A 24563-nucleotide genomic window follows, 5' to 3' on the forward strand; every position below is an offset into this window, starting at 1 on the left:
AGACTCGGCCCCACGATGCGCATCCATGCCGTGCCCGCGTTCCAGGACAATTACCTCTGGCTGATGGAGGACGGGGGCAAGGCAGCGGTGGTGGATCCCGGCGATGCGCAACCCATCGAGGCCGCGCTCGCCGAGCGGGGCCTGGAGCTCACCGCCATCCTCACGACCCACCATCACGGCGACCACGTCGGGGGCGTGGAAGCCCTCGCGGCCCGCTGGAAGTGTCCGATATTCGGACCGGCCGGCGAATCCATCCCGCGCATCACGCGAAAGCTCGTCGAAAGCGACACGATCGAGGTCCCCGGGCTCGGCGAGACGTTTTCCGTGCTCGACGTGCCCGGCCACACCGCGGGACATATCGCGTATGTGGGCGACGGCGTCGCGTTCGTCGGCGACACGCTCTTCGCCTGCGGCTGCGGCCGGCTCTTCGAAGGCACGGCGGAGCAGATGGCCCATTCGCTCGGCAAGCTCTCGAAGCTGCCCGCCGCCACGCGCGCCTACTGCGCGCACGAGTACACGATGGCCAACATCAAGTTCGCCGAGGCCGTGGAGCCGGGTAACGCACGCCTGCACGCGCGCCACGCCGCGGATGCCGCGAAACGTTCGCGCGGCGAGCCGACCGTGCCTTCGACGATCGGCGAAGAGCTCGCCACCAATCCTTTCCTGCGTTGCACCGAGCCGGAGGTCGTCGCCTCCGCCGAGCGCCATGCGGGCAAGCGCCTCGGCGACGCGGTCGCCGTCTTCGCGGAAATCCGCGCCTGGAAGAACACATTCCGATGACCGACACGTCTTTCACCCTGCGAGCGGCCGCCGCTTCCGATGTCCCCGAGATCCTGCGGCTGATCCACGCCCTCGCGGTCTACGAAAAGCTCGAGGACCAGGCGGTCGGCACCGACGCGATGCTGCGCGAAGCCCTGTTCGGTAAACGCCCGAGCTGCGAAGCCCTGATCGCCGAGCGTAACGGCCGCGCCGTCGGCTTCGCGCTCTACTTCACGACGTTCTCCACGTTCCTCTGCAAGCCGGGGCTGTACCTCGAGGATCTCTTCGTCGAGCCGGAGTGCCGGGGCCTGGGCATCGGCAAGGCGCTACTGCAGCGCCTCGCGGCGATCGCGGCCGAGCGCGATTGCGGCCGCTTCGAATGGCGGGTCCTGGATTGGAATGAACCGTCGATCAAGTTCTACGAGAGCCTGGGCGCGACGCTCATGCCGACGTGGATCCTGGTGCGGATGACGCAGCGCGAATTCGCGTTGCTCGCGCGCTAGGCTTCGGCCAGCGCCCCGCGCGCCTCGGTCACCAGCTCGGACAGGTCGCGCTTCTTCGCCGCCGCGCGCACCGCGGCCGAGAAGGCCGGCGAGAGCTCCGCTTCGAGCGCCAGCGCATCCCTGCGCACCGTCACCGAGACGCCGGGGAGCTGCGCCACCGCATGCGCCCATCCGAACGCGCGCTCCCGCTCGGGCGGCCCCAGCTCGACCAGCATGCGCGCCGCGACGATGACGGCATCGGCGAGCACGTTGGTGAAGTGGTGGCGCTTGCCGCCCTCGAACGCAGCGACGAGGTGGTACGTGGCCGAGGGGCGATCGCCGAGCGCGAGCGCGGCTTGCGCCAGCACGATGCGCGCATCGAGAGCGGGGAGCATGTTGCCGTCGTGCTCGGCCATCATCAGGGCCTGCTCCAGCGGCGCCATCGCATCGCGGGGACGCCCGATGCGCACCATCGCGTCGCCCTGCGACATGAGGTTCAGCGCGATGAGGTTCCGGTCGCCCGCGCGCCGCAGGTGCTCGAGCGCCGCCTGGTAGCGATCGAGGGCCTGCGCATAGTCGCCCTTGCGCGTCGCGACGGCGCCGAGGTTATGCATGGCGCGCCCAACGTTCAGCGTGTTGCCCGCCAGCCGCCAGAGATCGAGGGCGCTCTCGTAGCCCGCTTCGGCCGAGGCGTAGTTGCCGAGGTGGTTCTCCGCCAGCGCGAGGTTGTTGTGGGCGGCGGCGACCATCGAGGGCTTGCCGAGCGAGGTCGCGGCCTCGAGCGAGCGGCGCTCGATGTCGCGGCCTTCCTCGCGGCGGCCGAGCTGCACGAGCGCCAGGCCGCGCACGCGGCATGCGGAGGCGATGAGCGCCTTGTCGCCGATGGCTTCGGCGAGCGCGAGAGACTCGGCACCGGAGCGCTCGGCCTCCTCGAGGCGGCCCATGAGGAACAGCGTGAAGGACTTGCCCGCGTGCGCCTGGCTGCGGTCGGGCTTCGCGTCGTCGAGGCCCTCCATCGCCGCGAGCGCCTCGTCGAGCGCCGCGAGCGAGCCGGGGTTGTCTCCGGAGAAACGCAGGAAGACACCGCGGCGGATCATCGCTCGCGTCGCGGAGGCTCCGTCGCCGGCGCGATGGGCGGCGTCCAGCCACGCCTCGGCAGCGCGAAGGCCTTCGGCCGTGTACGTGCGGCACTCGAGGAAATCGAACCACGTGGGCGCCGCGGCATCGAGTGCGCCAACGCTCGCGGAGGCAGCACCCGACTCCCACGCCCGGCGGATGTTGGCGCTCTCGGCCTCGATCTCGGCCAGGCCCTCGCTCTCCTCGGGACCGTCGAGGCGCGCCTGGGCGTTGCGCAGGAATTCGAGATAGAAGCTGTCGCGCCGCTTGAGCACCGAGGCTTGGCGGACCGCGCGCGCCTTGGCCGTCGTGCCGTGCTGGTCCCAGGCGTACTGCCGCACGACTTCGTGCTGGTGCCAGCGGCCCGCGGAAACGCGCGAGAGCAATGATTTTTCCGTGAGCGCGGTGAGCGTGCGCAGGCTGGCCTGGGCCACGTGCTCGGCCGCCTCGCGCGAGAAGCTGCCGTGCAAGGCTCCGAGACCCGAGAGTGCCTCGCGTTGCTCCGCGGGAAGCCGCTCCCACGAATACGCCACGACGGCGCCCAGGGTCTGGTGCCGGGCCGCGCGATTCACGTGGCGGCTGCGAAGCTCCTGGGCGCGCTCGCGAAGCGACGACGCGATCTCCGCGCACGGCACGTTGCGAACCCAGCTCGCGGCGAGCTCGAGGCCGAGGGGCAGGCCTTCCAGCGCTTCGCACACCTTCACGACGTTGGGCAGCTCGGCGGCGAGCGAGAAGCCGACGTAGGCCTGGCGTGCGCGCTGCGCGAAGAACTGCACGGCGGGATAGTTCTGCGCATCGTCCACGGCATCCGACGCGGGATAGGCGAGGCCCGAGAGCTCGTAGCTCCACTCCTCCTGGAGATGCAGCGTCTCGCGCGACGTGGCGAGGACCTTGAGCTGCGAGCCGGTCTCGCGCAGGAGTGTCGCGATCTGCGCCGCGAGGCCATGCGGATCGCCGGGCTCGCCCACCAGGTGCTCGAGGTTGTCCAGCACGACGAGCGCGTTGCGTTCGCGAAGGAAGCCGCACACGGTCGAGAGCGGCGAAGCGGACGCGGCGGGCTGCAGGCCGCAGGCGCGCGCGAGCGTTTGCGCGAAGAGGCGCGGGTCCTGGAGGTCATCGAGCCCGACGACGTACGTGCCGTCGGGAAACGCAGGGCCTTCCATCTCGGCGAGCGCCATCGACAAACGCGTCTTGCCGACACCGCCCATCCCGAGGAGCGTGAGCAGGCGGCAGGTCGGGTCGGCGAGCAGGCCGCGCAGCTCCGCGAGCTCGTCGGTGCGCCCGAAGAAAGAGGTTGCGGCTCCGATGCGCGGTGGCATCTCGCGCGGGGCGGCGCCGGCGCCCTGGCGCAAGCGCTCGGCGAGCGACGACATCTCCTCCGACGGCGCGGCGCCGTGCGCGACCGCGCGCGCCCGGCGATACACCTCGTAGTGCGCGAGGGCCTGGTCGCCGCCCGCGCCTTGCGAGAGCCACGTCATCAGCAGGCGGTGCATCGCCTCGTTGGCCGGATCGAGGCGCAGCCAGGCATCTGCGACCTCGCGCGCGCGGTCACGCTCGCCCAGCGAGTGCAGGCGGCGCGCGAGCTTCACGTGGGCGTCGGCGGCGATGGTGCGCAGGCGATTCCGTTCGGCGAAGAGCCAGTCGGCGAACTCCGGTGCGAGGTCCTGGCCGATGTCCTGGAGGAGATCGCCCCGGTAGAGCGCGACGGCGGAGCGCAGCGACTCCACCTCGTCGGACGACGCGAGCGCCGTGAACGTCTCGACATCGACGTCGACCCCCGGGGTGGGAGCGACCGTGTCGCGCGTCACGGACAGGTGCTTCAGCACCGGCGCCGGGAGCTTGGTCAGCGCGACCCGCAGGCTCCCCAGCGCATGGCGCTGGCCGGCCCCGCCCCACAGGAGGGCCGCCAGCCGGGGCCGCGGCTGCGCGACCTTGGTCAGGAAGACATACGCCGCCAGCCAGACTGCCTTCTGGGCGTTACAGGCGAGCTCCCGCCCTTCGGCCTCGAAAACCGGGCGGCCGAGCAGGCGCAGCTTGAGGGAAGTCTCCATGGGCCCATTCTTCGCTGCATGGCCCCCCACCGCAACCGCCCCGGGGGCCCCGTAACGGGACATTAACGGGGCTTTAACATCCGACAGCCCCGGGACGGCTGACATGCCCTTGGCGCCGGCGTAGTCTGGTTTCATGAGCCTGCGTGACCTCGACAACGATCCGGACGACGACGACGAGTCGGCGGCCGAGACCTTCTCGAAGATCGCCGACATCCACCGCGGCCGGTGGCTGCGCGTGGGCATCTTCGTCCTGCTGCTGGGCCTGATGTACTTCCTCTACCTGCGCTGGGTGTTCTCCCCCAACGCGCCCGACGCTGTCCTCACCTTCGGCGGCGTCTTCCTGCGGATCGTCGTCCTCGCCGCGATCGGCAGCGTGCCGTTCTTCGTGATGGCGTACCTCGACCCGGTGTGGCGCTCGAAACATGCGGCGTCGATCGCGGCGCTCACGTGGATCGTGGTCTTCACGCTGTTCTCGAACTCGAAGTGGGGATTGACGTGCCCGGCGGCTGCCATCTTCTTCTTCGTCCCGTTCAGCATAGGGGCGCTGGTGGGGCACAACCTGGGGATGTTCAAGCATCCGGAGACCTTCGATCAAGACGACCTTGACCGCTGATCCGTTGCAGCAGGGCCTGCGGCCAGGTGGGCCTTGAACCACGGAGGCACGGAGACACGGAGGGCCACGGAGGAATTCATGGCGGACCGTGAGAGATATCGGCCGCGGTGAATCGCGACTGCTGGCAACTGCAATTCCCTTGAAGTTTTTCTCCGTGGCCCTCCGTGTCTCCGTGCCTCCGTGGTTCAAGGGGTCCCAAGTGCGCAGCATCCCGATGAGAGACCGCGACAGCGGTAAAATGGCGATCTCTCCGGCTGCCTCCGCTTCCTCCTCCCATGGAAAATCTCCAGCGCGCCTTCCGCGCCGCCGCCCCCGCCGTCGATTTCTGCTCGCTGCGCTTCGTCGAGGAGTCGAGCGAATACCTCTCCGTCCGCCAGGACGTCCCCGAGCCGCCGCAGCTGTCGGTCGATCGCGGGGCCATGGTCACGGTGATCGACAAGGGCGGCCTCGGCTATGCGGCGACCAGCGACCTCACGCCCGCGGGCCTGGCCGACGCGGCGGGCCGTGCGAAGCGCTACGCGGAGCTCACGCGCGGCCGATCGGTCGTTGACTACAGCAAGATCGCGCTCCCTCGACCCGAGGGCGAATACCGCTCTCCCGTCGGGCGCGATCCGGCGAACGTGTCGCGCAAGGACAAGTACGAGATCCTCGGCCGGGAGTCGGCGGGCTGCCGAATCGACCCGCGGATCGTGGACTGGGACGCGTCGATCTGGACCACGAAGGTCCGCCAGCTCTACCTCACGGCCGACGGCGGCGCGGTGGAGCAATCGTTCGACATGCTGGTGCCGAACCTCTCGGCCACCGCGTATGCCGACGGCGAAACGCAGACCCGCACGCACGCCGGGCGCTACAACGGCTTCTGCCGCCAGGGCGGGATGGAGATCCTCGACGCCTTCGGCCTCGACGGTGCGGGCCGCGCGGTCGCGGAAGGCGCGCTCGAGCTGCTCGGTGCGCCCAACTGCCCCAGCGGCAAGATGGACGTGCTGCTGATGCCCGACCAGATGATGCTGCAGATCCACGAGTCCATCGGCCATCCGCTCGAGCTCGATCGCATCCTCGGCGACGAACGCAACTTCGCGGGCACGAGCTTCGTCACGCTCGACATGTTCGGCAGCTACCGCTACGGCTCGGCGCTCCTCAACGTCACTTACGACCCGACGCGCCCCGAGCAATATGCGAGCTTCGGCTGGGACGACGACGGCACCGCGGCCGAGCGCCAGCACGTGATCCGCGACGGCATCCTCGAGCGGCCGCTGGGCGGCGCGATCTCGCAGGCGCGGGCCGGCGGCATTCCGGGCGTGGCCAATGCGCGCGCCTGTTCGTGGAACCGCCCGCCCATCGACCGGATGGCGAACCTCAACGTCGAGGCCGGCGACTCCACGCTCGACCAGCTCATCGCCTCGATCGAGCTCGGCGTGATGATGCGCACCAACGTCTCGTGGTCCATCGACGACTCGCGCAACAAATTCCAGTTCGGCTGCGAGTGGGGCCGCGTGATCCGCAACGGCAAGCTCGCCGAAGTGGTGAGGAACCCCAACTACCGCGGCGTCTCCGCCACGTTCTGGCGCTCGCTCTCGGGCGTGGGCGATGCATCCACGTACCAGGTGATGGGAACGCCCTACTGCGGCAAGGGAGAGCCTTCTCAGGTCGTCCGCGTGGGGCACGCCGCGCCCGCGTGCCGCTTCTCCGGGGTCGATGTCTTCGGAGGTGCCGCGTGATGGACATGAAGCAGTACTTCCACGACCTGGCCGCGCACATCGACACGCTCGCGAAGCCCGGCGAGGTGATCGTCTCCTCGCTCGCCGCCGAGGACAGCGACTTCATCCGCTTCAACAAGAGCGCCGTCCGCCAGGCGATGGCGATCCGCCAGGTGTACTGGACGCTCTCGCTGATCCACGACAAGCGAAGGCTCGATGCAAAGGTGACGCTCGCGGGCTCGTTGGCCGCGGACCGCGAAGCGCTGGCGGGCTTGCTGCGCGACCTTCGCAACGCCATCGGCGAGCTGCCGCGGGATCCTTTCCTGCTCTATCAAACCGAGCCCAGCCATTCGGTGCGCGAGTCGAAGGGACAGCTGCCCGATCCGGCGAGCGTGATCGATTCCGTGGTCGCCGCGGGCCAGGGCGTCGATCTCGTCGGCCTCTACGCGGGAGGTCCGATCTACCGCGGCTTCGCCAACACGCTGGGCGCGCGCTACTGGCACGAGGTCGAGAACTTCGATTTCGGCTGGTCGCTCTACCACTCGCGCGACAAGGCGGTGAAGTCGAGCTATGCCGGCAGCGCGTGGGATGCGGCCGCATTCGACCGCAAGATGGCCTTCGCGCGCGGGCAGCTGGTGCGCCTCGCGGAGACGCCGCGCACGCTCGAGCCCGGCGGCTATCGCGCGTTCCTGGCACCCGCGGCGATGACCGAGATCCTCGGCATGCTCTCGTGGGCGGGCTTCGGATTGAAGAGCCGCAACACCAAGCAGACGGCGCTCATTCGCATGGCCGAGCAAGGCGCGACGCTTTCGCCGCAGGTGACGCTGCGCGAGAACACCGCGGGCGGCATCGCGTGCGGCTTCCAGGCCGAAGGCTTCCTGCGCCCGGATTCGGTGGAGCTCGTGGGCGCGGGCCAGCTCGGCACGGCCCTTGTCTCGCCCCGCTCGGCTCGCGAGTACGACGTGCCCACCAACGGCGCCAACGCTTCGGAGAGTCCCGAGTCCCTCGACCTCGCCGCCGGCATGTTGCCGGAGGCCGACGCGCTGAAGACCCTGGGCACCGGCATCTACATCGGCAACCTCTGGTACCTCAACTTCTCGGACCGCTCGGCCTGCCGCATGACGGGCATGACGCGCTTCGCCTCGTTCTGGGTCGAGAACGGCGAGATCCGCGCGCCGCTCAACGTGATGCGCTTCGATGACACGGCCTACCGCGTGCTGGGCGCCAACCTCGAGGCCCTCACCCGGGAACGCGACCTGGTGGTCGACGACAACAGCTACGAGAAGCGCTCCACGTCATCGATGCACACCCCTGGCGCGTTAATCCGGGAGTTCGCCCTGACGCTCTGACCGTTGACGCGCCCCGCCCCTCCGGTTAGCATCAAAAAGGCTTTTGGAAACAGATACTAACTGGATGATTTTAAAGCAGAAATTCAAGTGCCTCGCGCTCGCCGCGGGCCTGGCTCTCGGTTCCGGCGGGATCTCCGCTGCCGACGCGCCGAAATCGGTGGCCTTCGAGGCGCCGAAGCCCATGGCCTTCCCGCCCGCCTTCGAGGACCCGGATGACGTCCCCCTGCCGGATCCAGACCTCTGGCACCGCATCCGCATGGGCTTCGCCCTGGAGCCGCTGGAAACGCCCCTGATCGTGAAGTGGGAGGGGTGGTACTCCGACCGCCCCGAATACATCGCGCGCTTCGTCGACCGCGGCAGCCGCTACCTCCACCACATCGTGGAGGAGGTCGAGAAGCGCAAGATGCCCATGGAAATCGCGCTGCTCCCCGTCGTGGAGAGCGCCTTCAACCCCCACGCCTACTCGCGCTCCAAGGCCTCGGGCCTGTGGCAGTTCATCCCCTCCACCGGCAAGAGCTACGGCCTGTCGCAGGATTCGTGGAAGGACAACCGCCGCGACGTGATCGCCGCCACCGATGCCGCGCTGAACTACCTCGAAAGGCTGCACACGATGTTCGGCAGCTGGGAGCTCGCGCTTGCCGCCTACAACTGCGGCGAAGGCTGCGTGGGCCGCGCGATCGCCAAGAACCAGAAGAAGGGCCTGCCCACCGATTTCCTGAGCCTGAACCTCCCGCCCGAGACGCAGAACTACGTCCCGAAGCTGGTCGCGGTGAAGAACATCGTGCTCTCCCCCGCCACCTACGGCGTGGATCTCGGCACCGTGCCCGACCAGGCGTACTTCACCGCCGTGAAGGCCCCCGAGAAGATCGACGTGAAGCTCGCCGCGAAGCTGGCCGGCATGAGCGAGGAGGAGTTCGTCGCGCTGAACCCCTCCAACAACGGCGCCGTCGCGGTTTCGAAGGGCACGTTCCTCGTGCCGCTCGACAAGGCCGATGCCTTCCGCACCAACCTCGATGGGTACGACAAGCCGCTCGTTTCCTGGACCACCGTGACGGCGAAGAAAGGCGAATCGATCGACTCGCTCGCCAAGCGCTACGGCGTGCCCGCGCACGAGTTCCGCGCGGCCAACGGCGCCGTCAAGTTGAACAAGAAGGGCTACCTCGCGGTGAACCAGTCGATCATGGTGCCGATGAAGTCCGCCACCACGGTCGCCACCGCCGCGCCCGCGAAGGCCACGCACGCGAAGCACACCGTGGCCGCCGCACCCGCGAAGATCGAAGCCGAGCCGAAGATCGTCCCGGCCTCCTCCGGCAGCACGTACACCGTGCGGGCCGGCGACACGCTCTACGGCATCGCGCAGAAAGCCGGCGCCACCGTGGACGACATCCTCGCGCTGAACCGCCTCAAGTCGAGCGCGGTGATCCAGCCCGGACTCCGGCTCCGCCTTCCTTAAGGCAGGTCTATTTGTGTTGGTGCGATTCTGCTTGCAGGGCAGAGGTGCTGAGGCACGTCTTTCAACACAGAGGACACACAGGAAAGCGGATTGAAGGGTTAGAGCGCCTCATGGAAGCGCTGGATTGAAAGGGAAGGAGGGGAAGGAAAAACGAAGGAAGGGAAGGAAATCGTTGAGTGAGATGGAAGTGCCGTCGTCTCGAACCCAGGCGACGCACCCACTTCACTTTCAGAGCTTTCCTTCCCTTCCTTCGTTTTTCCTTCCCCTCCTTCCCCCAAAAATCAGCATTCAAGGTTTCGCTTTCCTCTGTGTCCTCTGTGCCCCCTCTGTGTCCTGTGTTGAGAACGGCGCCCCACAAAAAAGGGCGCCCGAAGGCGCCCTTGATGACGAGGAAACGAGTCAACGTTTCCCGGTGATTTCCTTGAAGAACGCGTCGCTCGAAGGCTCGCGCCCGAGGAAGCGCTTCACGAGATCCATCGGCTCTTCCTGCGCTCCGTTGGCGAGGATGATGTCGCGGTAGCGCTTGCCCACCGCCGGATCGAGGTAGTTGCCCTTGAACGCGGAGAGCATGTCCAGCGCCAGCACTTCCGACCACATGTAGCCGTAGTAGCCGGCCGCGTAGCCCGACGCGAGGTGGCCGAAGGCCGCGGGGAACGTGGTGCCCTCGATGTAGCCCAGCGGCGTCTGCTTCTCCACCGCGATCCACGCCTGCATCACCGGCTGCGGCTTTTGCGAGAGCGCCATGTCGAACGCGGCGTACTCCCACTGTCGCTGGTACTTGCTGCCCTGGCCGTAGGTGCGCGCGGCCTCGAGGCGCTGGATCTGGTCCTTCGTGAGCTGCGGGCACTCCGGGCAGACCGTCTTCATGAGCGCCAGCGGCTGCTCGTGGCGGACCCACTCCTCGAACATCTGCGAGGGGGCCTCGACGAAATCCTGCAGCGTGTTCGTGCCGGCCTGCGGGTTGTAGTCCGCGGTCGAGAGCACGCCGTGAAGCACGTGGCCGAACTCGTGGAAGACGGTCTCCATCTCGGCCTGCGTGAGGCCCTTCCGGTCGATGTTGGTCACGAACACGGTCATGGGCGTGCGGCCCGTGAGCTTGCTGGCGCCGCGCACGGCCCAGGCGGCGGCGTGCGTGTACTTGCCCTCGCGCGGGAACGGATCGAAGTAGAAGCTGGAGAGGTACTTGCCGGTCTTCGCGTCCGACACCTCGTAGTAGCGCACGTCCTCGTTCCAGGACTTGACCGCCACCGGCTTGATCTTGATGCCGTAGAGCGTCTCGGCCACGAGGAAGGTGTAGGCGATCGCCTTCTCCGTCGGGAAGTACTTGCGCAGCTCTTCCTGGTCCACCGCGAAGCGCGCCTTGCGGATGCGCTCCTGGTGGTAGTTCACGTCCCAGCGCGAGAACGCGGTCTGGTCGGGGGGCGTGCCGCGCTCCTTCGACTTGTCGGCTCGGAGCTCCTCGAGCTCTTTCTTCTCGACCTCGCCGACCGCTTGCTTTACCTCGGCGAGGAACTTGTTCACGTTGGCGGGCGTACCGACCATCTTCCGGCGCGTGACGTAGGTCGCGTAGTCGGGCAGGCCGTAGATCGTGGCGAGCTCCTGGCGCAGGATGAAGAGCGTCTCGAGGATCTTCAGGTTCTGCTCGCCGCCCTGCTTCGAGCGGGCCCGGTAGTAACGCTCGCGGGCCGCCTCGGACTTCGCGTTCGACATGAAGGGCCCGTAGACCGGCGTATCCAGCTTGAGCACGTAGTTGCCCTGCTCGTCCTTCTTCTTGTCCTTGAGGTAGGCCTCGGACAAGCCCTCCATCTCGGCGGGCGTCATCGTGACGGTCGTCTTGTCGTCGCGGATGTTGCGGTCGAACGCCTGGCGGCCCGCTTCGAGCTGGTCGAAGATTTCCTTCACGCGGGCGCGCTTGTCCTGCGGGAGGGTGACGCCGCTGTCCTCGAAGACCTCGAGGAGGTCCTTCTGCAGCTTCTTCTGGTGGGCGTTGGCCGGCTTGACCGCCTTCACGCGCGCGTAGAGCGCCTCGTTCTGGTTGATCTCGGTGTTGAGCTCGGTGAGCTTGGTCGAGCACGGCTCGGCGGCGTCGCGCACGGCCTTGTCCGGATGCACGGCACCCAGCAGCGAGACCGGGCCCGCGACGTCCTCGACGGCGATCTGCAGCTTGTTCCACTCGGCGAGGATGGTGCCGGGTTCCTTCTTCGCCGACATCGCGGCGATGTCCTTGCGGGCCTTGGCCACGGCGGCATCGCAGGCCTTGGTGAGCGAGGGGGCGTCCCACGAGGGCATGAGCGTCGGAGCGGCAAACGCGGGAAGGGCCGCGAGCAGCGCCGCGGCGAGGATGGTCTTGTTCATGGTGTCTCCGTTCAAGCCGCCTGGTGCTCGAGTCCTTTTGGGATCGAGGAGAGCAGCTTTCGCGTGTAGTCCTGCTGGGGGTTGAGGTAGATCTGGTCCGAATCCGCGATCTCGACGACCGCGCCCTCGTTCATCACCATCACCTGGTCGGAGATGTACTTCACGACCGCGAGGTCGTGCGAGATGAAGATGTACGAGAGGCCGAACTCGTCCTGCAGGTCCTGCAGGAGGTTCAGCACCTGCGCCTGCACCGAGACGTCGAGCGCGGAGACGCTCTCGTCGCAGATCAGGACGTCGGGCTTCATGGTGAGGCAGCGGGCGATGGCGATCCGCTGGCGCTGGCCGCCGGAGAACTCGTGCGGGTACTTGTAGAACGAGGCTTCCGAGAGCCCCACCTTCTTCAGCAGGCTGAAGGCGTGCTCGACGCGCTCGGCTTGGTCCTTGCCGATCGAGTGGATCTTCATCGGCTCGACCAGGATCTGGCCCACCGTCATGCGCGGGTTCAGCGACGCATACGGGTTCTGGAAGATGATCTGGATGCGTCGGCGGTAGGCCATCATCTCGCGGTCGGTGAGCGAGAGCAGGTTCTTGCCCTCGAAGAGCACCTCGCCGCTGGTGGCGTCGTGCAGGCGCATGAGCGTCAAGCCCACCGTCGTCTTGCCCGAGCCGGACTCGCCCACGAGGCCGAGCGTCTTGCCCTTGCGCAGGCGGAAGTTCACGTCCTTCACCGCGGCCACCTCGCGCTTGCCGAAGAAGCCCTCCTTGAGGAAGAACGTCTTGTACAGGTTCTTCACCTCGAGGATCACGGCGTCGGATTCCTTCGTGCCGCGCGGGCGCTCCTCCAGCTTCGAGGCCACGTCGCCGCGCAGGAAGTCGTCGATCACCGGCAGGCGCTTCGGGCGGCGGTCGAGGCGCGGACGGCAGGCGAGCAGCGCCTTGGTGTACGCATCCTTCGGGTCGTGGAAGATCTGGTGGACCTGGCCCTGCTCCTTGATCTCGCCGTTCTGCATGACCACCACGGTGTCGGCGATGTCGCCCACGACGCCCAGGTCGTGCGTGATGAAGAGCACCGACATGTGGTGCTTCTCCTGCAAGCTCGCGAGGAGGTCGAGGATCTGCTTCTGGATCGTGACGTCGAGCGCCGTGGTGGGCTCGTCGGCGATGAGCAGCTTCGGCTCGCACGCGATCGCCATCGCGATCATCACGCGCTGCTGCTGGCCGCCGGACATCTCGTGCGGGAAGGAATTGACGCGAAGCGCGGGGTTCGGGATGCCGACCTCGGCCAGCAGCGCCACCGCGCGCTCGCGCGCGGCCTTGCCCGACAGGCCCATGTGCTGCGTCAGCACCTCGGCGATCTGGTCGCCGACGGGGAACACCGGGTTCAGCGACGTCATCGGCTCCTGGAAGATCACCGAGATCTCCTTGCCGCGGATCGCGAGCTTCTCGGAGGCGGAGGCGCGAAGGATGTTGCGCCCGCCGTAGATCACCTCGCTCTCGGGCGCGATGATCGCGTTCTCCGGCAGCAGGCCCAGGATCGACATCGCGGAAACGCTCTTGCCGCTGCCCGACTCGCCGACGAGTGCCACCGTGCTGTTCGTGGGCACGTCGAAGGAGATGCCCTTCACCGCGCGGAACGGCTCGTGCTTCTTGTCGATCCGGAAGCGGATGTCGAGGTTCTTGACCTGCAGGATGGGATCAGTCATCGCGTCATCCCCGCGCAGGCGGGGATCCAGTTATTTGAGTTTCGGATCGAGCGCATCGCGCAACGAGTCGGTGAGGAGCGAGAACGCGGTCACCAGCACCGCCATGGAAGCGCCGGCAGCGAAGAGCTGCCACCACTTGCCGATCACGAGCTCGTTCTGCGCCTCGGCGAGCATCGTGCCCCACGAGACCATGTCCACCGGGACGCCCAGTCCCAGGAACGAGAGGATCACCTCCGCCTTGATGAACTGCACCACGTGCTGCGAGAGCTGCACCAGGATCACGTGCGAGGCGTTGGGCAGGATGTGGATGAACATGCGCGACATGTGGGACGCGCCGATCGCCTGCGCGGCCTTCACGTACTCACGAGCGCTGTGCTTGATGTATTCCGCGCGCACCAGGCGGTAGATGCCGGTCCAGCCGGTGAGGGCCAGGATCACGATGATCGTGTCCAGCCCCTTCTTGAACACCGCGGCGAACGCGAGGATCAGCAGGATGTACGGGATGGACGTGAAGATGTTGTAGAACCACTCGAGGAAGTCGTTGACCTTCCCGCCCCAGTAGCCGGCCATCGCGCCCAGGAAGGTGCCGATGATTGTGGCGAGGACCGCGGCCACGAGGCCCACGAAGATCGAGACCTCGGAGCCCTTGATCGCCTTCAGCAGCACGTCGCGGCCCCACTTGTCGCCGCCGAAGGGCAGCGTCTCGGCCCGCTTGGTCTCGGTGACGGCGATCTTGGCCGCGCGCTCCTCCCACTCCTTGTAGCGCGGAGCGAGCGGATCGACGTCGGAGAGATCGACCGGGGGCGCCTTGGAGACGCCGGTGCCGGCCGCCACGGCCTTGGCCTCGAGGTTCTCCTGGCCCGCGAGGAACGCGGGGTTGGCATACGAGACGCCGGATTCCTTGCTCCAGTCGCGCGCGACGAGGCCCGTGAACGAGGCCAGCATCATCGCGAGGAAGAGGATCACCACCGCGAGGGCGATCATGCCGACGGGGTCCTGCTTCAGGCGGCGCCAGGCGAGGGTCCAGAGGCCCGGCGATTCCTGCGGGGCGGGCGGCGTGGGATTCGTGAGGACTGCGCTCATCGTTGGGCTCCGGGCTGGATCCCCGCCTGCGCGGGGATGACGAGGGAAAGGGATCGCATTCGCTCTTCTCCTCTCGTCACTTGAACGAGACGCGCGGATCGACGAACTTGTACATCACGTCGACCAGCAGGTTGATGATCATGGTGAGCACCGCGAGGTAGACCGTCACCGCCTTGATCACGGGGAAGTCGCTGCGGTTCACCGCGGTGATGATCTCGCGGCCCAGGCCCGGGATCGAGAAGAACACCTCGAGCAGGAAGGAGCCGACGAAGACGCTCGGCAGGTAGATGCCGATGTTGGTGAGGATGGGGATGAGCGCGTTGCGAAGCACGTGCTTCATCATCACCTTCTTCTCGGGCAGGCCCTTGGCGCGAGCCGTGCGCACGTAGTCCTGGTTGATCTCCTCGAGGAAGAACGAGCGGTAGAGGCGAAGCTGGGGCGCCAGGCCAACGGCCACGGCGAGGATGATGGGCAGCGGAGCGTACGTGACGAGGTTCTTCGTGAAGCTCTCGCTCCAGCCCTGCACCGGGAAGATGCCCCACTGGAAGCCGAACAGGTACTGGCCGACGATGATGTAGACGAGGAAGCTGATCGACATCGCCGTGGTGCAGAGGATCATGATCGTGCGGTCGGTCAGCGTGCCGCGCACGTAGGCGACCATGATCGCGAAGATGACCGCGAGGAAGGTCTCGATGATCAGCACCGGCACCATGATGGTGAGCGTCGGGCCGACGCGCGTGAGGAGGATGCGCGAGACCTCTTCGTTCGTGGACCAGCTGCGGCCGAAGTCGAACGTGAAGACCTGCTGCACGAAGTACCAGAGCTGCACGTAGTACGGCTGGTCGACGCCGAGCTGCTTCCTGATGTTGGCGATCTGCTCGGGGTTGGAGATCTTCCCGGCCAGCACCTGCGCGGGATCCCCTCCCACCCAGTTGAACAGGAAGAAGATCAGCAGGATCACGCCCGCCAGGGTCGGGATCATCTGCCACAGCCTGCGAACGACGTACGCGGTCATCGCGCTACTCCTCGTGGGTTTTTTTGCTCGCTTCTACTTCTTCGTCGCGGCCTGCTGCTCCGCGACGTCGATATCGAGGTACTTGAAGTTGGTATAGAGGATCGGGTGCTTCTTGTACGCCTTCACCCAAGGGTACTGCAGGTGGTTGAAGACGCGGTGCACGCCCAGGCGCCAGGGCGCATAGGCGAGGATGAGGCGGCTCATGTCGCGGTAGAGGGCGTTGCGCTCGGGACTGTCCGGGTAGCGCTGCGACTTCTCGTACGTGCGGTCGTATTCGGGGAGCTTGAAGCGCGCCTCGTTCGACTGGCCCGTGTTGGGGCCGTACAGGAGCTGGAGGAAATTCTGGGCGTCGGGGTAGTCCGCGGTCCACGCCGAGGAAGCCATCTGGAACTTGCCGACGCGCTTGTCCTGCAGGAGGTCGGCGAACTGCACCGCTGCCGCGTCGACGCGGATGCCGATCTCCGCCATGGACTTCACCCACAGGAGTGCGAGCTGGCGCTGCTCCTGCGAGCCGGTGTTGTACTTGTACGAGATGCGAAGCGGCTTGCCGCCGGGGAGGTCGCGCCAGCCGTCGCCGTCGCTGTCGACGTAGCCGAACATATCCAGCAGCGCCTTCGCGCGTGCGGGGTCGTGGTCCTGCTGGTGCGAGAGGAACGCGGGATCGAAACCCACCACGCCGGGCGGCACCGGCGTCTGCGCGGCATTCGCCTGGCCCTTGCGGACGATGCCCACCTCCTGGTCGCGGTCGTGGGCCAGCACCATCGCGCGGCGCAGGGCCACCTTCTCCGGCGTGTAGCCGCCGAGCGTCGGGTCGTCGATGTTGAAGAGGTCGTACGTGGTCTCGGGCGCCTCTTCGCGGAAGACGCGCACGCCCTGCTTCGCGAGCGCCGGGGCCAGCTTGCCGTTGGGCAGGATCTGCTCGATGAACTCGAAGGGCGTCTCGTCGAGGATGTCGTGCTCGCGGTTCACGAAGGCGAGGTAGCGCGGCTGCTCTTCCTCGATGGGATAGATTTCCACGCGGTCGAGGTTCGGCAGGCGCTTGCCGCGCAACGCCTCGATGGCCGCCTTGTCCCAGGGATCGTTCGGATCGGCGTAGCGCACGTCGAGCTCGTAGCCACGGTGGTTGGGGTTCTTCTCGAGCACGATCTTCGAGCGGCGCACCCATTCCTTCAGCACAAAGGGGCCGGTGCCGACCGGATGTCCCATCATGTCGTCGGGGTAGAGCTCCACCACCTCGCGCGCCACCGGCACCACGTTGGGCATCGCGAGCACGTAGGCAAAGTTGAAGTCGGGCTCCTTCAGCTTGAAGCTCACGGTGTAGCGGTCGCGCACCTCGATGCCCGGGATGGGCGTGTCCATGTCGAGGGTGCCGGTCTTCTTCGCCTTCTCGGCGAGCTCGTCCAGGCCGATGAGCTTGTTCTCGAACAGCCACTCGTAGGGGCTCGCGAGCTTCGGATCGCGGAAGCGCCGGATCGAGTACGCGACGTCCTGCGCGGTGAGCTCGCGCTTCTTGCCCTTGAACGCGGGATCGTCGGCGAAGTAGATGCCGGGCTTGATGCGGAAGGTGTAGCGCGTGCCGCCCTCCTCGGGCTGCGGCACGGCCTCGGCCGTGAGCGGGACCACTTTCACGGGGCGCGCGAGGTAGTCGTACGTGAGCAGGGGTTCGAACAGGCTCTCGCAGATCCCCACCGAGTAGCGGTCGAAGACCTTCTGGGGATCGAAGCCGGTCTCCGCGGTCCGGAAAGCCATGCGCAGGACCTTCTTCGGCTCGGACAGCGCGGGATGCGCGGTGGCGAGCAAGGTGGCCAGGGCGAGGACGGCGAATGGGAGGCGTTTCAAGCGGGAATCCGGGTGCGCAAAACAGTCGAATTATATCGTTATTTCATATACTTGGCGCGGATTTCGAGGTCGATGTCCGCGTAGCGCATCGCCTCGTGGAGGAACGGGTTCTTGCGCCAGCCGAGCACCCACGGCTGGGTCAGGTCGTTGCGCTTGCGGTGCACGTTCACGCTCCAGGGCTGGTAGGCGGCGACGATGCGCGCCATCTGCTGGTAGATCTTCTTGCGCGCCTCGGCCTCGGTGGGCGGAATGGCGGCGGCCTGCTCGTAGAGCCGGTCGAACTCGGGGAACTGGAAGCAGCCATCGTTCGAGCTGCCGCAGTTGGGGCCATAGAGCAGCTGGTAGAAATTCTCGCCGTCGGGGAAGTCGCCGTTCCAGGCCAGGAACCAGCTCTGCAGCTTGCCGAGCTTCGATCTCTTCCGCAGGTCCGGCCACTTCGCGATGATCGTCTCCACCCGGATGCCGAGCGCTTCGATCGACTTCTTGCGCAGCTCCAGGAACTGGCGCTCGAGCTGGCTGGGCGCGCTCGCGTACTCGTAGATGAGCGGCTTGCCGTCGGGCAGGTCGCGCCAGCCGTCGCCGTCCTTGTCGACGTAGCCGAACATGTCGAGCAGTGCCTTGGCCTTCGCCGGATCGTAGGAGCGGCCCAGGTTGAAGCTCGCGTCATAGCCCAGGACACCGGGCGGGATCGGCGACACCGCCTCGATGGCCGTGCCGTTGCGCACGAGGTTGATCTCGGTCTGGATGTCGTAGCCGAGGCCCACAGCCCTGCGCAACGCAACCTTCTCGGGCGTGTAGCCGCCCCACACCGGATCCTTCATGTTGTAGTAGACGTACGTGACGCTGGCCTCGACGCTGGGGAACCACTTCAGGCCGCGCTTCACCGCCCACGGCGCGAGCTTGTCCCCGGGCAGCACGGTGCTCTTGAATTCGTACGGCTGGTTGATCCACTCGAGCTCGCTGTTCAGGAACGCGAGCCAGCGCGGCTGGGACTCCTCGATGATGTAGATCTCCACCCGGTCGACCGCGGGCAGCCGCTTGCCCTTCATCTCCGCGAGGATGCGCTGGCCCTCGGCATCGTCGGCCGCAGGCTCCGCCTCGTAGTAGACCTCGCGGAAGTTGGGATTGCGCTCGAGCACGATCTTCGAGGAACGCTTCCACTCCTTCAGCATGAAGGGGCCCGTGCCGATCGGATGCGCTCCGATATCGCTGCCGTAGTGCTCCACGACCTCGCGGCACTGCGCGCCCAGCGTGCCCAACGCGAGGATGTAGAGGAAATTGTAGTCGGGCTTCGTCAGGTGGATCTGCAGCGTGTACCGGTCAAGCACCTTGAGCCCAGAGATCGGTGCGTCGTAGTCGAGCCTGCCCTCCTTCTTCGCCTTGTCACGCAAGGCATCGAGGCCCTCGATCTTGCCGTCGACCATCCACAGGTTCGGCGATGCCATCTTCGGGTCGACCAGGCGCTGGATCGCGAAGATGTAGTCCTGGGCGACGAGCTCGCGCTTCGTGCCCTTGAACACGGCATCGTCCGCGAAGTAGATCCCCTTCTTGATCCGCAGCGTGTAGAGGCGCCCGCCCTCGGTGATCTCGGGCATGGCTTCCAGCGTCTGCGGCTTCAGCTTCGCCGGCCGCGCCAGCATGTCGTAGGTGAGCGGCGGCTCGAGGATCTCGTCGATGACGTTGTTCGAGTAGAGATCCGCCGTGAACGCCGGATCGAAATTCGTCTCCGCGGCGATGAACGGGATGCGCAACACCTTCTGCTCCGCGGCCTGCACGGAAAGCGCGACGAACAGCAGGACGAGGACGCGCGCGATCACTTTCCGGCAACCGTTTCGAGCTTGGGTTGATCGATGTCCACGTACTTCCACCAGCCGCGCATCACCGGATGGCGGCGGTAGCCGATCGCCCACGGCTGCGAGATGTCCGAGAGGATGCGATGCGTGCCCAGCCGCCAGGGCGCGTACACGAGGAAGAGGCGATTCATCTCGCGGTAGACGGCGTTGCGCTCGGGGCCGTCCGGCAGCCGCTTGGCCTGCAGGTAGAGCTTGTCGAATTCCGCGAGCTGGAAGCGCGAGTGGTTGGCCTGGCCGCTGTTGGGCCCGTAGAGCATCACGAAGAACACGTCGGCATCGGGGACGGTGGCGCTCCAGCCCGGGCCCCACATCTGCAGCTTGCCGGCTTGCGAGGCCTTGAGCAGGTCGGGCCACTTCGCCTTCTTGAAGCGCATGTTGATGCCGATGGCATCCATGTTCCGCTTCCAGTTCTCGTCGATCGGCTTCTGGTCCGCGGCGGGTGCCGAGGCGTATTCGATCGAGAAGGACTTGCACTCGTCGCCGGACTTCGCGCGCGGGAGGTCTCGGAATCCGTCGCCGTTGCAGTCCACGTAGCCGAACATGTCGAGCAGTGCCTTCGATTTGGCCGGGTTGTACTCGGACGCGGTCGAGCGGAAGTCCGCGTCGTAGCCCGAGGCTCCCGGGCCGATCGGCGAATGGGCGGGGATGGCCTGGCTCTTCCTCGCGATGGAGATCTCCGCGCCCACGTCCTGGCCCAGCACGATCGCGCGGCGAAGCGCGATCTTCTCCGGCGCGTATCCCCCCACGACGGGGTCCTGCATCGCGAAGTACGAGTACGTGATCTCCATGCCGGGGTTGCGGTCGAGCACCATGCCGCGGCGCTGGAGGTTGGGCGCGAGCACGCCGCCGGGGAAAGCGACGTTCGCGAACTCCTCGGGCACGCGCTCGACGAAGTCGTGCTCGTTGTTGAGGAACGCGAGCCAGCGCGGCTGCGGCTCCTCGATCACGTAGACCTCGATGCGCCCGACCATCGGCAGCTTCTTGCCCTTGAGCGCCGCCGCGATCGCTTCCGCGCCCGCATCGCCCGCGGGCGGAGTCTCGTCGTAGGTCTGCTCCCGATAGGCGGGATTGGCATCGAAGACCATCTTCGAGGAGCGCTTCCAGAACGAGAGCTTGAACGGGCCGGTGCCCACCGGGTGCTCGCCCACCTTCTCGCCGTAGTGCTCCACCACCTCGCGCGCAAGGGCGCAGGAGAGGTTGCAGTGCGCGAGGTAGTACAGGAAGTTGTAGTTCGGCTGCTTCAGGCGCACCTGCCAGGTGTACTTGTCGAGCGCGCGCAGGCCCTCGATGGGCGTATCGAAGTCGAAGCGGTTGGTCTTGCGCGCTTTCGCGAGCACCTCGTCCATGCCGACGAGGTAGCCCTCGAGCTGGTAGAGGTTGGGCGACTTCACCTTCGGGTCGAAGAGCCGCTTGATCGAGTAGACGTAGTCCTCGGCGACCAGCTCGCGCTTCTTGCCGTTGAACGCAGGGTCGTCCATGAAGTAGATGCCGGGCTTCACCCGCATCGTGTAGACCGTGCCGCCTTCGCTCACCACGGGCATCTCGGCCAGCGTGTTCGGCACCAGCTTCAGCGGACGCGCGAGGAAGTCGTAGCCGAGCGGGGTATCAAAGAGATTCGCAATGACCGTGGACGAATAGAGGTCCGAGACGGCGGCGGGGTCGAAGCTGGTCTCGGCCACGCGGAAGGCGTAGCGGAAGACCTTGGTGTCGGCGGGAAGCGCCGGGGTGGAGGCCAGGCTGGCGGCAAGCAGTCCCGGGATCGCCAGGGCCGATAGGAAGCGCGTGGGGTGCATGAAACGAGTCCTCATGGGACCGGTGGGCCGGGAGCGGCCAGCGCGCGATTATACTGCGGCCTTACTCTGGAAAAGGCGTTACGAAATGTCATTCCTGCAGGGGCGAAAGATCCTGGTCACGGGCCTGCTTTCCAACCGGTCCATCGCGTATGGCATCGCCAGGGCCTGCCAGCGCGAGGGCGCCGAGCTCGCCTTCACGTACGTCGGGGAGGGCTTGAAAGAGCGCGTGGCCGGCCTCGCGAAGGAATTCGGCGTGGACGAGGTCTATCCGTGCGACGTCGCGGACGACGCGCAGATCGACGCGCTCTTCGAGACATTGAAGGCCAAGTGGGGCGTGCTGGACGGCGTGGTGCACGCCATCGCCTTCGCCCCGCGCGAGGCGCTGAAGGGCAGCTTCCACGAGAGCGTGACGCGCGAGAATTTCCGCATCGCGCACGACATCTCCAGCTACAGCCTGGCCGCGCTCGCACGCGGAGCGGCTCCGCTGATGCAGGGGCGGCCGGGCGCGATCGTCACCCTCTCCTACCTGGGTGCCGTGAGCGCGGTGCCGAACTACAACGTGATGGGCCTCGCCAAGGCGAGCCTCGAGGCGGGCGTGCGCTACCTGGCGTCGAGCCTGGGGCCGCAGGGCATCCGCGTGAACGCGATCTCCGCGGGCCCCATCAAGACGCTCGCCGCGGCGGGCATCGGGGGATTCTCGAAGATCCTGCACTTCGTCGAGAAGAACGCGCCGCTGCGCAGGAACGTCACGATCGACGAAGTGGGCAATGCCACGGCCTTCCTGCTCTCGGACCTCGCCTCCGGGATCACGGGCGAGGTGATGTACGTCGACGCGGGGTTCAACACCACCACGCCGGGGATGGAAGCCGAGTAGTCCCCCCGGCTAGCTGCCGAGCTTGGTCGGGGCCTTCGGGCGCGGCGCCTGCGCCGGCTGCTGCGGCTGGTCGTCGGGGTTCTTCTTCTCGAGCGCGTCCTTGCGGACGCTGAAGCCCACGCGGTTGCGCACGCTCGAGAGCGACGCTTCCATTTCCTGGGCGGCCACCGCCGAGCGCAGCTGCGTGCCCAGGCCTTCGCGGCGGGCGTCGTCGATCTTCTCCACGTCGATCACCTTGGTGATCCTCACCAGCGAGTAGCCCGCGGGCGTGGTCGTGCCGACGAACGCCGGGAGCTTCTTCGCATCCGCGCGCAGCACCGCATCGACCACCGGCGGGAAGAGCCCGCCCGGCTTCTGGCGGTTCACGGCGAGCGACGCGGGCCACTTGATGTCTTCCGCCTTGCCTTCGCGGGCCGCCTTCAGCTTCGCCTCGCCGTCGGCCTGCGCGAGCTTCAGCGCCTCCTCGCGCTGGTAGCGGCGCTGCACGTCCGCCTGCACGGCCTCGAAGGGCCGCACCTCGGAAGGCTTGTGCTCCACGACGCGCGCGGCGATCAGCACGCCGGGGCGCACTTCGAGGGCGGTGGTGTTGCGCTTGTTCTTGATCGCGTCGTCCGAGAAGAGCTCGGCGAGGAGCTTCGGGTTGTTCAGCGCGGGCGGGGCGCCGGCGCCGTTCTTGGACAGCCAGCCCGTGGGCTGCACGGGGAGCTTCAGCAGCTCGGAGGCGGGCTTCAGGCCCGTCGGCTGCGAGAAGACGATGTCGGCGAACGGATCGGCCACTTCGGCGAACTTCGCCGAGGCCGCACGCTTCTTCAGCTCCGCCTCGATCTCGGGCGTGGCGTCGGCGAGCGACTTCACGCGCTCGGGCTTGATGTCGGTGACCAGGATCACGTGGTAGCCGAAGTCGCTCAGCACGGGGCCGACGATGTCGCCCTTCTTCGCGGCGAAGGCGGCATCCTCGAAGGGCTTCACCATCGCGCCGCGCGGGAAGAAGCCGAGGTCCCCGCCCTGCACGGCCGAGCCCGGGTCCTGCGATTCCTTCTTCGCGACGTCGGCGAAGCTCTTGGGGTTCTTGCGAACGGCGTCGGCGATGGCCTGGGCTTTCGCCTGCGCGGCCTTCTTGTCCGCTTCGGGCGCGTCGGCCTTGGCGTTGATAAGGATGTGCGAGGCCTTGCGCTCTTCCTTCTGGCCCCACTTGCCCGCCTTCATCTGCTCGTCGTAGTTACCCTTCACCTCGTCGGCGGAAACCGATGCCTGGGGCGCCAGCGTGTCGGACGAGACCTCGATGAACTCCGCGCGGACCTGCTCGGGGATCGTGAACTCGGCCTTGTGCGATTCGTACCAGGCCTTGGCCAGCTCGGGGGTGATGGTGACCTTGGAGGCGTATGCATCGGGCGCGAAGGTGACGACGCTCACCTCGCGCGACTGCTCGGACAGGCGGATGAAGTTGTCGAGCGTCGAGCGCGGGACGAACGCCGTCTCGACCACCGCGTCGCGATAGGCGGTGAGGCGCATGCTCTCGCGGATGCGCTCGTCCAGCCCGATGGGCGTCAGGCCCTCCTGCTTGGCGATCGACTCGTAGGCGCGGCGGGAGAACTGGCCCTTCTCGTCCTGGAAGATGAGCTCGGCCTTGATGCGGTCGGCGAGCTGCTGGTCGCCGATGCGGATGCCGGCTTCCTGCGCTCCGACGGCCGCGAGGCGCTCGTTGACGAGGCGGTCGAGGACGCCGCGGCGCACCTCGGGGTTCTCCATGATCGACGCGTCGAAGTTCGCGCCGAACTGCTGGCGGTACTGGTCGGCCTGGCGGCGTAGCGCGTTGTCGAATTCCTGCGAGCCGACGCGAAGGCCGCCCACGGTGGCGATCGTGTCGCCGCCCATCGGCGTCTTGAAGTAATAGTCGATGCCGAAGAGGCCGAACGGAATGACCAGGAAGAGCGCGAAGAACAGCCTGACGATCTTCTTGTTACCAAACTCGCGGATCTGCTCGAGCATCGATCAACTTTCTTGAAATGAAAAGGGCGAACCCGCTTGGGTTCGCCCTGGGATCTGGCGGAGTGGACGGGACTCGAACCCGCGACCCCCGGCGTGACAGGCCGGTATTCTAACCAACTGAACTACCACTCCAGGTTTCCACGTTGGTGGGTGCTGACGGGTTCGAACCGCCGACATTCGCCTTGTAAGGGCGACGCTCTACCAACTGAGCTAAGCACCCCGGTACGTAAGCGAAGCTTGCAACCCAACAACGAAGCCCGTCAGTTTACCGCATCCTTCAGGGCCTTTCCAGCGCGAAACTTGGGGACCTTCGCAGCCTTGATGCGGATCGCGGCGCCGGTGCGGGGATTGCGGCCCCCGCGGGCGGCGCGCTTGCCCACGTAGAAGGTCCCGAAGCCCACGAGGCTCACCGACCCGCCCTTGCGCAGCGTCCCGTGGATGGCCCCCAGGGCCCCTTCCAGGGCCCTCTCGGCGGCTGCCTTGGAGATGTCGGCCTTCTTCGCGATCGCCTCGATGAGGTCGGACTTGTTCATCCTTCC

Annotated in this window: 17 protein-coding genes and 2 tRNA genes; 7 read left to right on the plus strand and 12 right to left on the minus strand. The window is 66.9% G+C overall.

Features of this window, described 5'->3' with window-relative positions:
* Positions 1–15 precede the first annotated feature (15 nt).
* A complete protein-coding gene (gene gloB / locus DSM104443_RS13810; RefSeq protein ID WP_171093168.1) occupies positions 16–780 on the plus strand; it encodes a hydroxyacylglutathione hydrolase in 765 nt (254 codons plus the stop codon).
* Positions 777–1262, plus strand: coding sequence for a GNAT family N-acetyltransferase (locus DSM104443_RS13815; protein WP_171093170.1), 486 nt, complete (start codon positions 777–779; stop codon positions 1260–1262). Before gloB ends, DSM104443_RS13815 begins: the two co-directional genes overlap by 4 nt.
* Here DSM104443_RS13815 and DSM104443_RS13820 read toward each other — a convergent pair.
* The gene (locus DSM104443_RS13820; protein ID WP_171093172.1) at positions 1259–4408 is read right to left on the minus strand and encodes an ATP-binding protein; all 3150 of its coding nucleotides are present in this window, start codon (positions 4406–4408) and stop codon (positions 1259–1261) included. The two genes, DSM104443_RS13815 and DSM104443_RS13820, sit on opposite strands and share 4 nt — an antisense overlap.
* 133 nt (positions 4409–4541) lie before the next feature.
* On the opposite strand from DSM104443_RS13820, the gene DSM104443_RS13825 reads away from it, so the two are divergent.
* The 4 genes from DSM104443_RS13825 (at position 4542) to DSM104443_RS13840 (ending at position 9520) form a co-directional block, all read left to right on the plus strand.
* Entirely contained in the window at positions 4542–5021 is a 480-nt protein-coding gene (locus DSM104443_RS13825) for a hypothetical protein (protein ID WP_171093174.1), read from the plus strand.
* A gap of 275 nt (positions 5022–5296) precedes the next feature.
* Entirely contained in the window at positions 5297–6739 is a 1443-nt protein-coding gene (locus DSM104443_RS13830; protein WP_171093176.1) for a TldD/PmbA family protein, read from the plus strand.
* On the plus strand, positions 6739–8067 hold the full coding sequence (locus tag DSM104443_RS13835; RefSeq protein ID WP_212756678.1) for a metallopeptidase TldD-related protein: 1329 nt from the start codon (positions 6739–6741) through the stop codon (positions 8065–8067). The genes DSM104443_RS13830 and DSM104443_RS13835 overlap by 1 nt, the downstream gene beginning before the upstream one ends.
* A gap of 64 nt (positions 8068–8131) precedes the next feature.
* Positions 8132–9520 carry a transglycosylase SLT domain-containing protein gene (locus DSM104443_RS13840; RefSeq protein WP_171093178.1) on the plus strand — a complete coding sequence of 463 codons (1389 nt, stop codon included), beginning with the start codon at positions 8132–8134 and terminating at the stop codon, positions 9518–9520.
* 399 nt (positions 9521–9919) lie between these two features.
* On the opposite strand, the gene DSM104443_RS13845 is transcribed toward DSM104443_RS13840, so the two are convergent.
* From DSM104443_RS13845 to DSM104443_RS13875, 7 genes are all read right to left on the minus strand, one after another.
* Complete coding sequence (locus tag DSM104443_RS13845) at positions 9920–11875, minus strand: M3 family metallopeptidase (RefSeq protein ID WP_171093180.1); 1956 nt, start codon at positions 11873–11875, stop codon at positions 9920–9922.
* An 11-nt stretch (positions 11876–11886) separates the two neighbouring features.
* A complete protein-coding gene (locus tag DSM104443_RS13850; RefSeq protein ID WP_171093182.1) occupies positions 11887–13578 on the minus strand; it encodes an ABC transporter ATP-binding protein in 1692 nt (563 codons plus the stop codon).
* Between the two features lie 30 nt (positions 13579–13608).
* A complete protein-coding gene (locus tag DSM104443_RS13855) occupies positions 13609–14661 on the minus strand; it encodes an ABC transporter permease (RefSeq protein ID WP_171093184.1) in 1053 nt (350 codons plus the stop codon).
* 76 nt (positions 14662–14737) lie between these two features.
* Positions 14738–15676, minus strand: a complete 939-nt coding sequence (locus DSM104443_RS13860; protein ID WP_171093187.1) for an ABC transporter permease — start codon at positions 15674–15676, stop codon at positions 14738–14740.
* A 33-nt stretch (positions 15677–15709) separates the two neighbouring features.
* Positions 15710–17515, minus strand: coding sequence for an ABC transporter substrate-binding protein (locus DSM104443_RS13865; RefSeq protein ID WP_171093189.1), 1806 nt, complete (start codon positions 17513–17515; stop codon positions 15710–15712).
* Between the two features lie 38 nt (positions 17516–17553).
* Positions 17554–19332 carry an ABC transporter substrate-binding protein gene (locus DSM104443_RS13870; protein ID WP_171093190.1) on the minus strand — a complete coding sequence of 593 codons (1779 nt, stop codon included), beginning with the start codon at positions 19330–19332 and terminating at the stop codon, positions 17554–17556.
* Positions 19329–21161, minus strand: coding sequence for an ABC transporter substrate-binding protein (locus DSM104443_RS13875; RefSeq protein WP_171093192.1), 1833 nt, complete (start codon positions 21159–21161; stop codon positions 19329–19331). Before DSM104443_RS13875 ends, DSM104443_RS13870 begins: the two co-directional genes overlap by 4 nt.
* 85 nt (positions 21162–21246) lie before the next feature.
* Here DSM104443_RS13875 and fabI point away from each other — a divergent pair, with 85 nt between their 5' ends.
* Positions 21247–22035, plus strand: coding sequence for an enoyl-ACP reductase FabI (gene fabI, locus DSM104443_RS13880; protein WP_171093194.1), 789 nt, complete (start codon positions 21247–21249; stop codon positions 22033–22035).
* Between the two features lie 9 nt (positions 22036–22044).
* Here the strand turns inward: fabI and DSM104443_RS13885 are convergent, their stop codons facing one another.
* From DSM104443_RS13885 to DSM104443_RS13900, 4 genes are all read right to left on the minus strand, one after another.
* Entirely contained in the window at positions 22045–24024 is a 1980-nt protein-coding gene (locus DSM104443_RS13885) for a SurA N-terminal domain-containing protein (protein ID WP_171093196.1), read from the minus strand.
* A 55-nt stretch (positions 24025–24079) separates the two neighbouring features.
* Positions 24080–24156, minus strand: a tRNA-Asp gene (locus DSM104443_RS13890).
* 12 nt (positions 24157–24168) lie between these two features.
* Positions 24169–24244, minus strand: a tRNA-Val gene (locus DSM104443_RS13895).
* A gap of 40 nt (positions 24245–24284) precedes the next feature.
* Positions 24285–24557: an HU family DNA-binding protein gene (locus DSM104443_RS13900; RefSeq protein WP_171093198.1), complete on the minus strand. Its 273-nt coding sequence runs from the start codon at positions 24555–24557 to the stop codon at positions 24285–24287.
* Positions 24558–24563 lie beyond the last annotated feature (6 nt).

It is taken from the genome of Usitatibacter rugosus, from assembly GCF_013003965.1.
Classification (GTDB): Bacteria; Pseudomonadota; Gammaproteobacteria; order Burkholderiales; family Usitatibacteraceae; genus Usitatibacter; species Usitatibacter rugosus.

Coding starts and splice junctions, on each gene's coding strand:
- gloB (WP_171093168.1), top strand. CDS start 16: ATGCGCATCCATGCCGTGCCCGCGTTCCAGGACAATTACCTCTGGCTG.
- DSM104443_RS13815 (WP_171093170.1), top strand. CDS start 777: ATGACCGACACGTCTTTCACCCTGCGAGCGGCCGCCGCTTCCGATGTC.
- DSM104443_RS13820 (WP_171093172.1), bottom strand. CDS start 4,408: ATGGAGACTTCCCTCAAGCTGCGCCTGCTCGGCCGCCCGGTTTTCGAG.
- DSM104443_RS13825 (WP_171093174.1), top strand. CDS start 4,542: ATGAGCCTGCGTGACCTCGACAACGATCCGGACGACGACGACGAGTCG.
- DSM104443_RS13830 (WP_171093176.1), top strand. CDS start 5,297: ATGGAAAATCTCCAGCGCGCCTTCCGCGCCGCCGCCCCCGCCGTCGAT.
- DSM104443_RS13835 (WP_212756678.1), top strand. CDS start 6,739: ATGGACATGAAGCAGTACTTCCACGACCTGGCCGCGCACATCGACACG.
- DSM104443_RS13840 (WP_171093178.1), top strand. CDS start 8,132: ATGATTTTAAAGCAGAAATTCAAGTGCCTCGCGCTCGCCGCGGGCCTG.
- DSM104443_RS13845 (WP_171093180.1), bottom strand. CDS start 11,875: ATGAACAAGACCATCCTCGCCGCGGCGCTGCTCGCGGCCCTTCCCGCG.
- DSM104443_RS13850 (WP_171093182.1), bottom strand. CDS start 13,578: ATGACTGATCCCATCCTGCAGGTCAAGAACCTCGACATCCGCTTCCGG.
- DSM104443_RS13855 (WP_171093184.1), bottom strand. CDS start 14,661: ATGAGCGCAGTCCTCACGAATCCCACGCCGCCCGCCCCGCAGGAATCG.
- DSM104443_RS13860 (WP_171093187.1), bottom strand. CDS start 15,676: ATGACCGCGTACGTCGTTCGCAGGCTGTGGCAGATGATCCCGACCCTG.
- DSM104443_RS13875 (WP_171093192.1), bottom strand. CDS start 21,161: ATGCACCCCACGCGCTTCCTATCGGCCCTGGCGATCCCGGGACTGCTT.
- fabI (WP_171093194.1), top strand. CDS start 21,247: ATGTCATTCCTGCAGGGGCGAAAGATCCTGGTCACGGGCCTGCTTTCC.
- DSM104443_RS13885 (WP_171093196.1), bottom strand. CDS start 24,024: ATGCTCGAGCAGATCCGCGAGTTTGGTAACAAGAAGATCGTCAGGCTG.
- DSM104443_RS13900 (WP_171093198.1), bottom strand. CDS start 24,557: ATGAACAAGTCCGACCTCATCGAGGCGATCGCGAAGAAGGCCGACATC.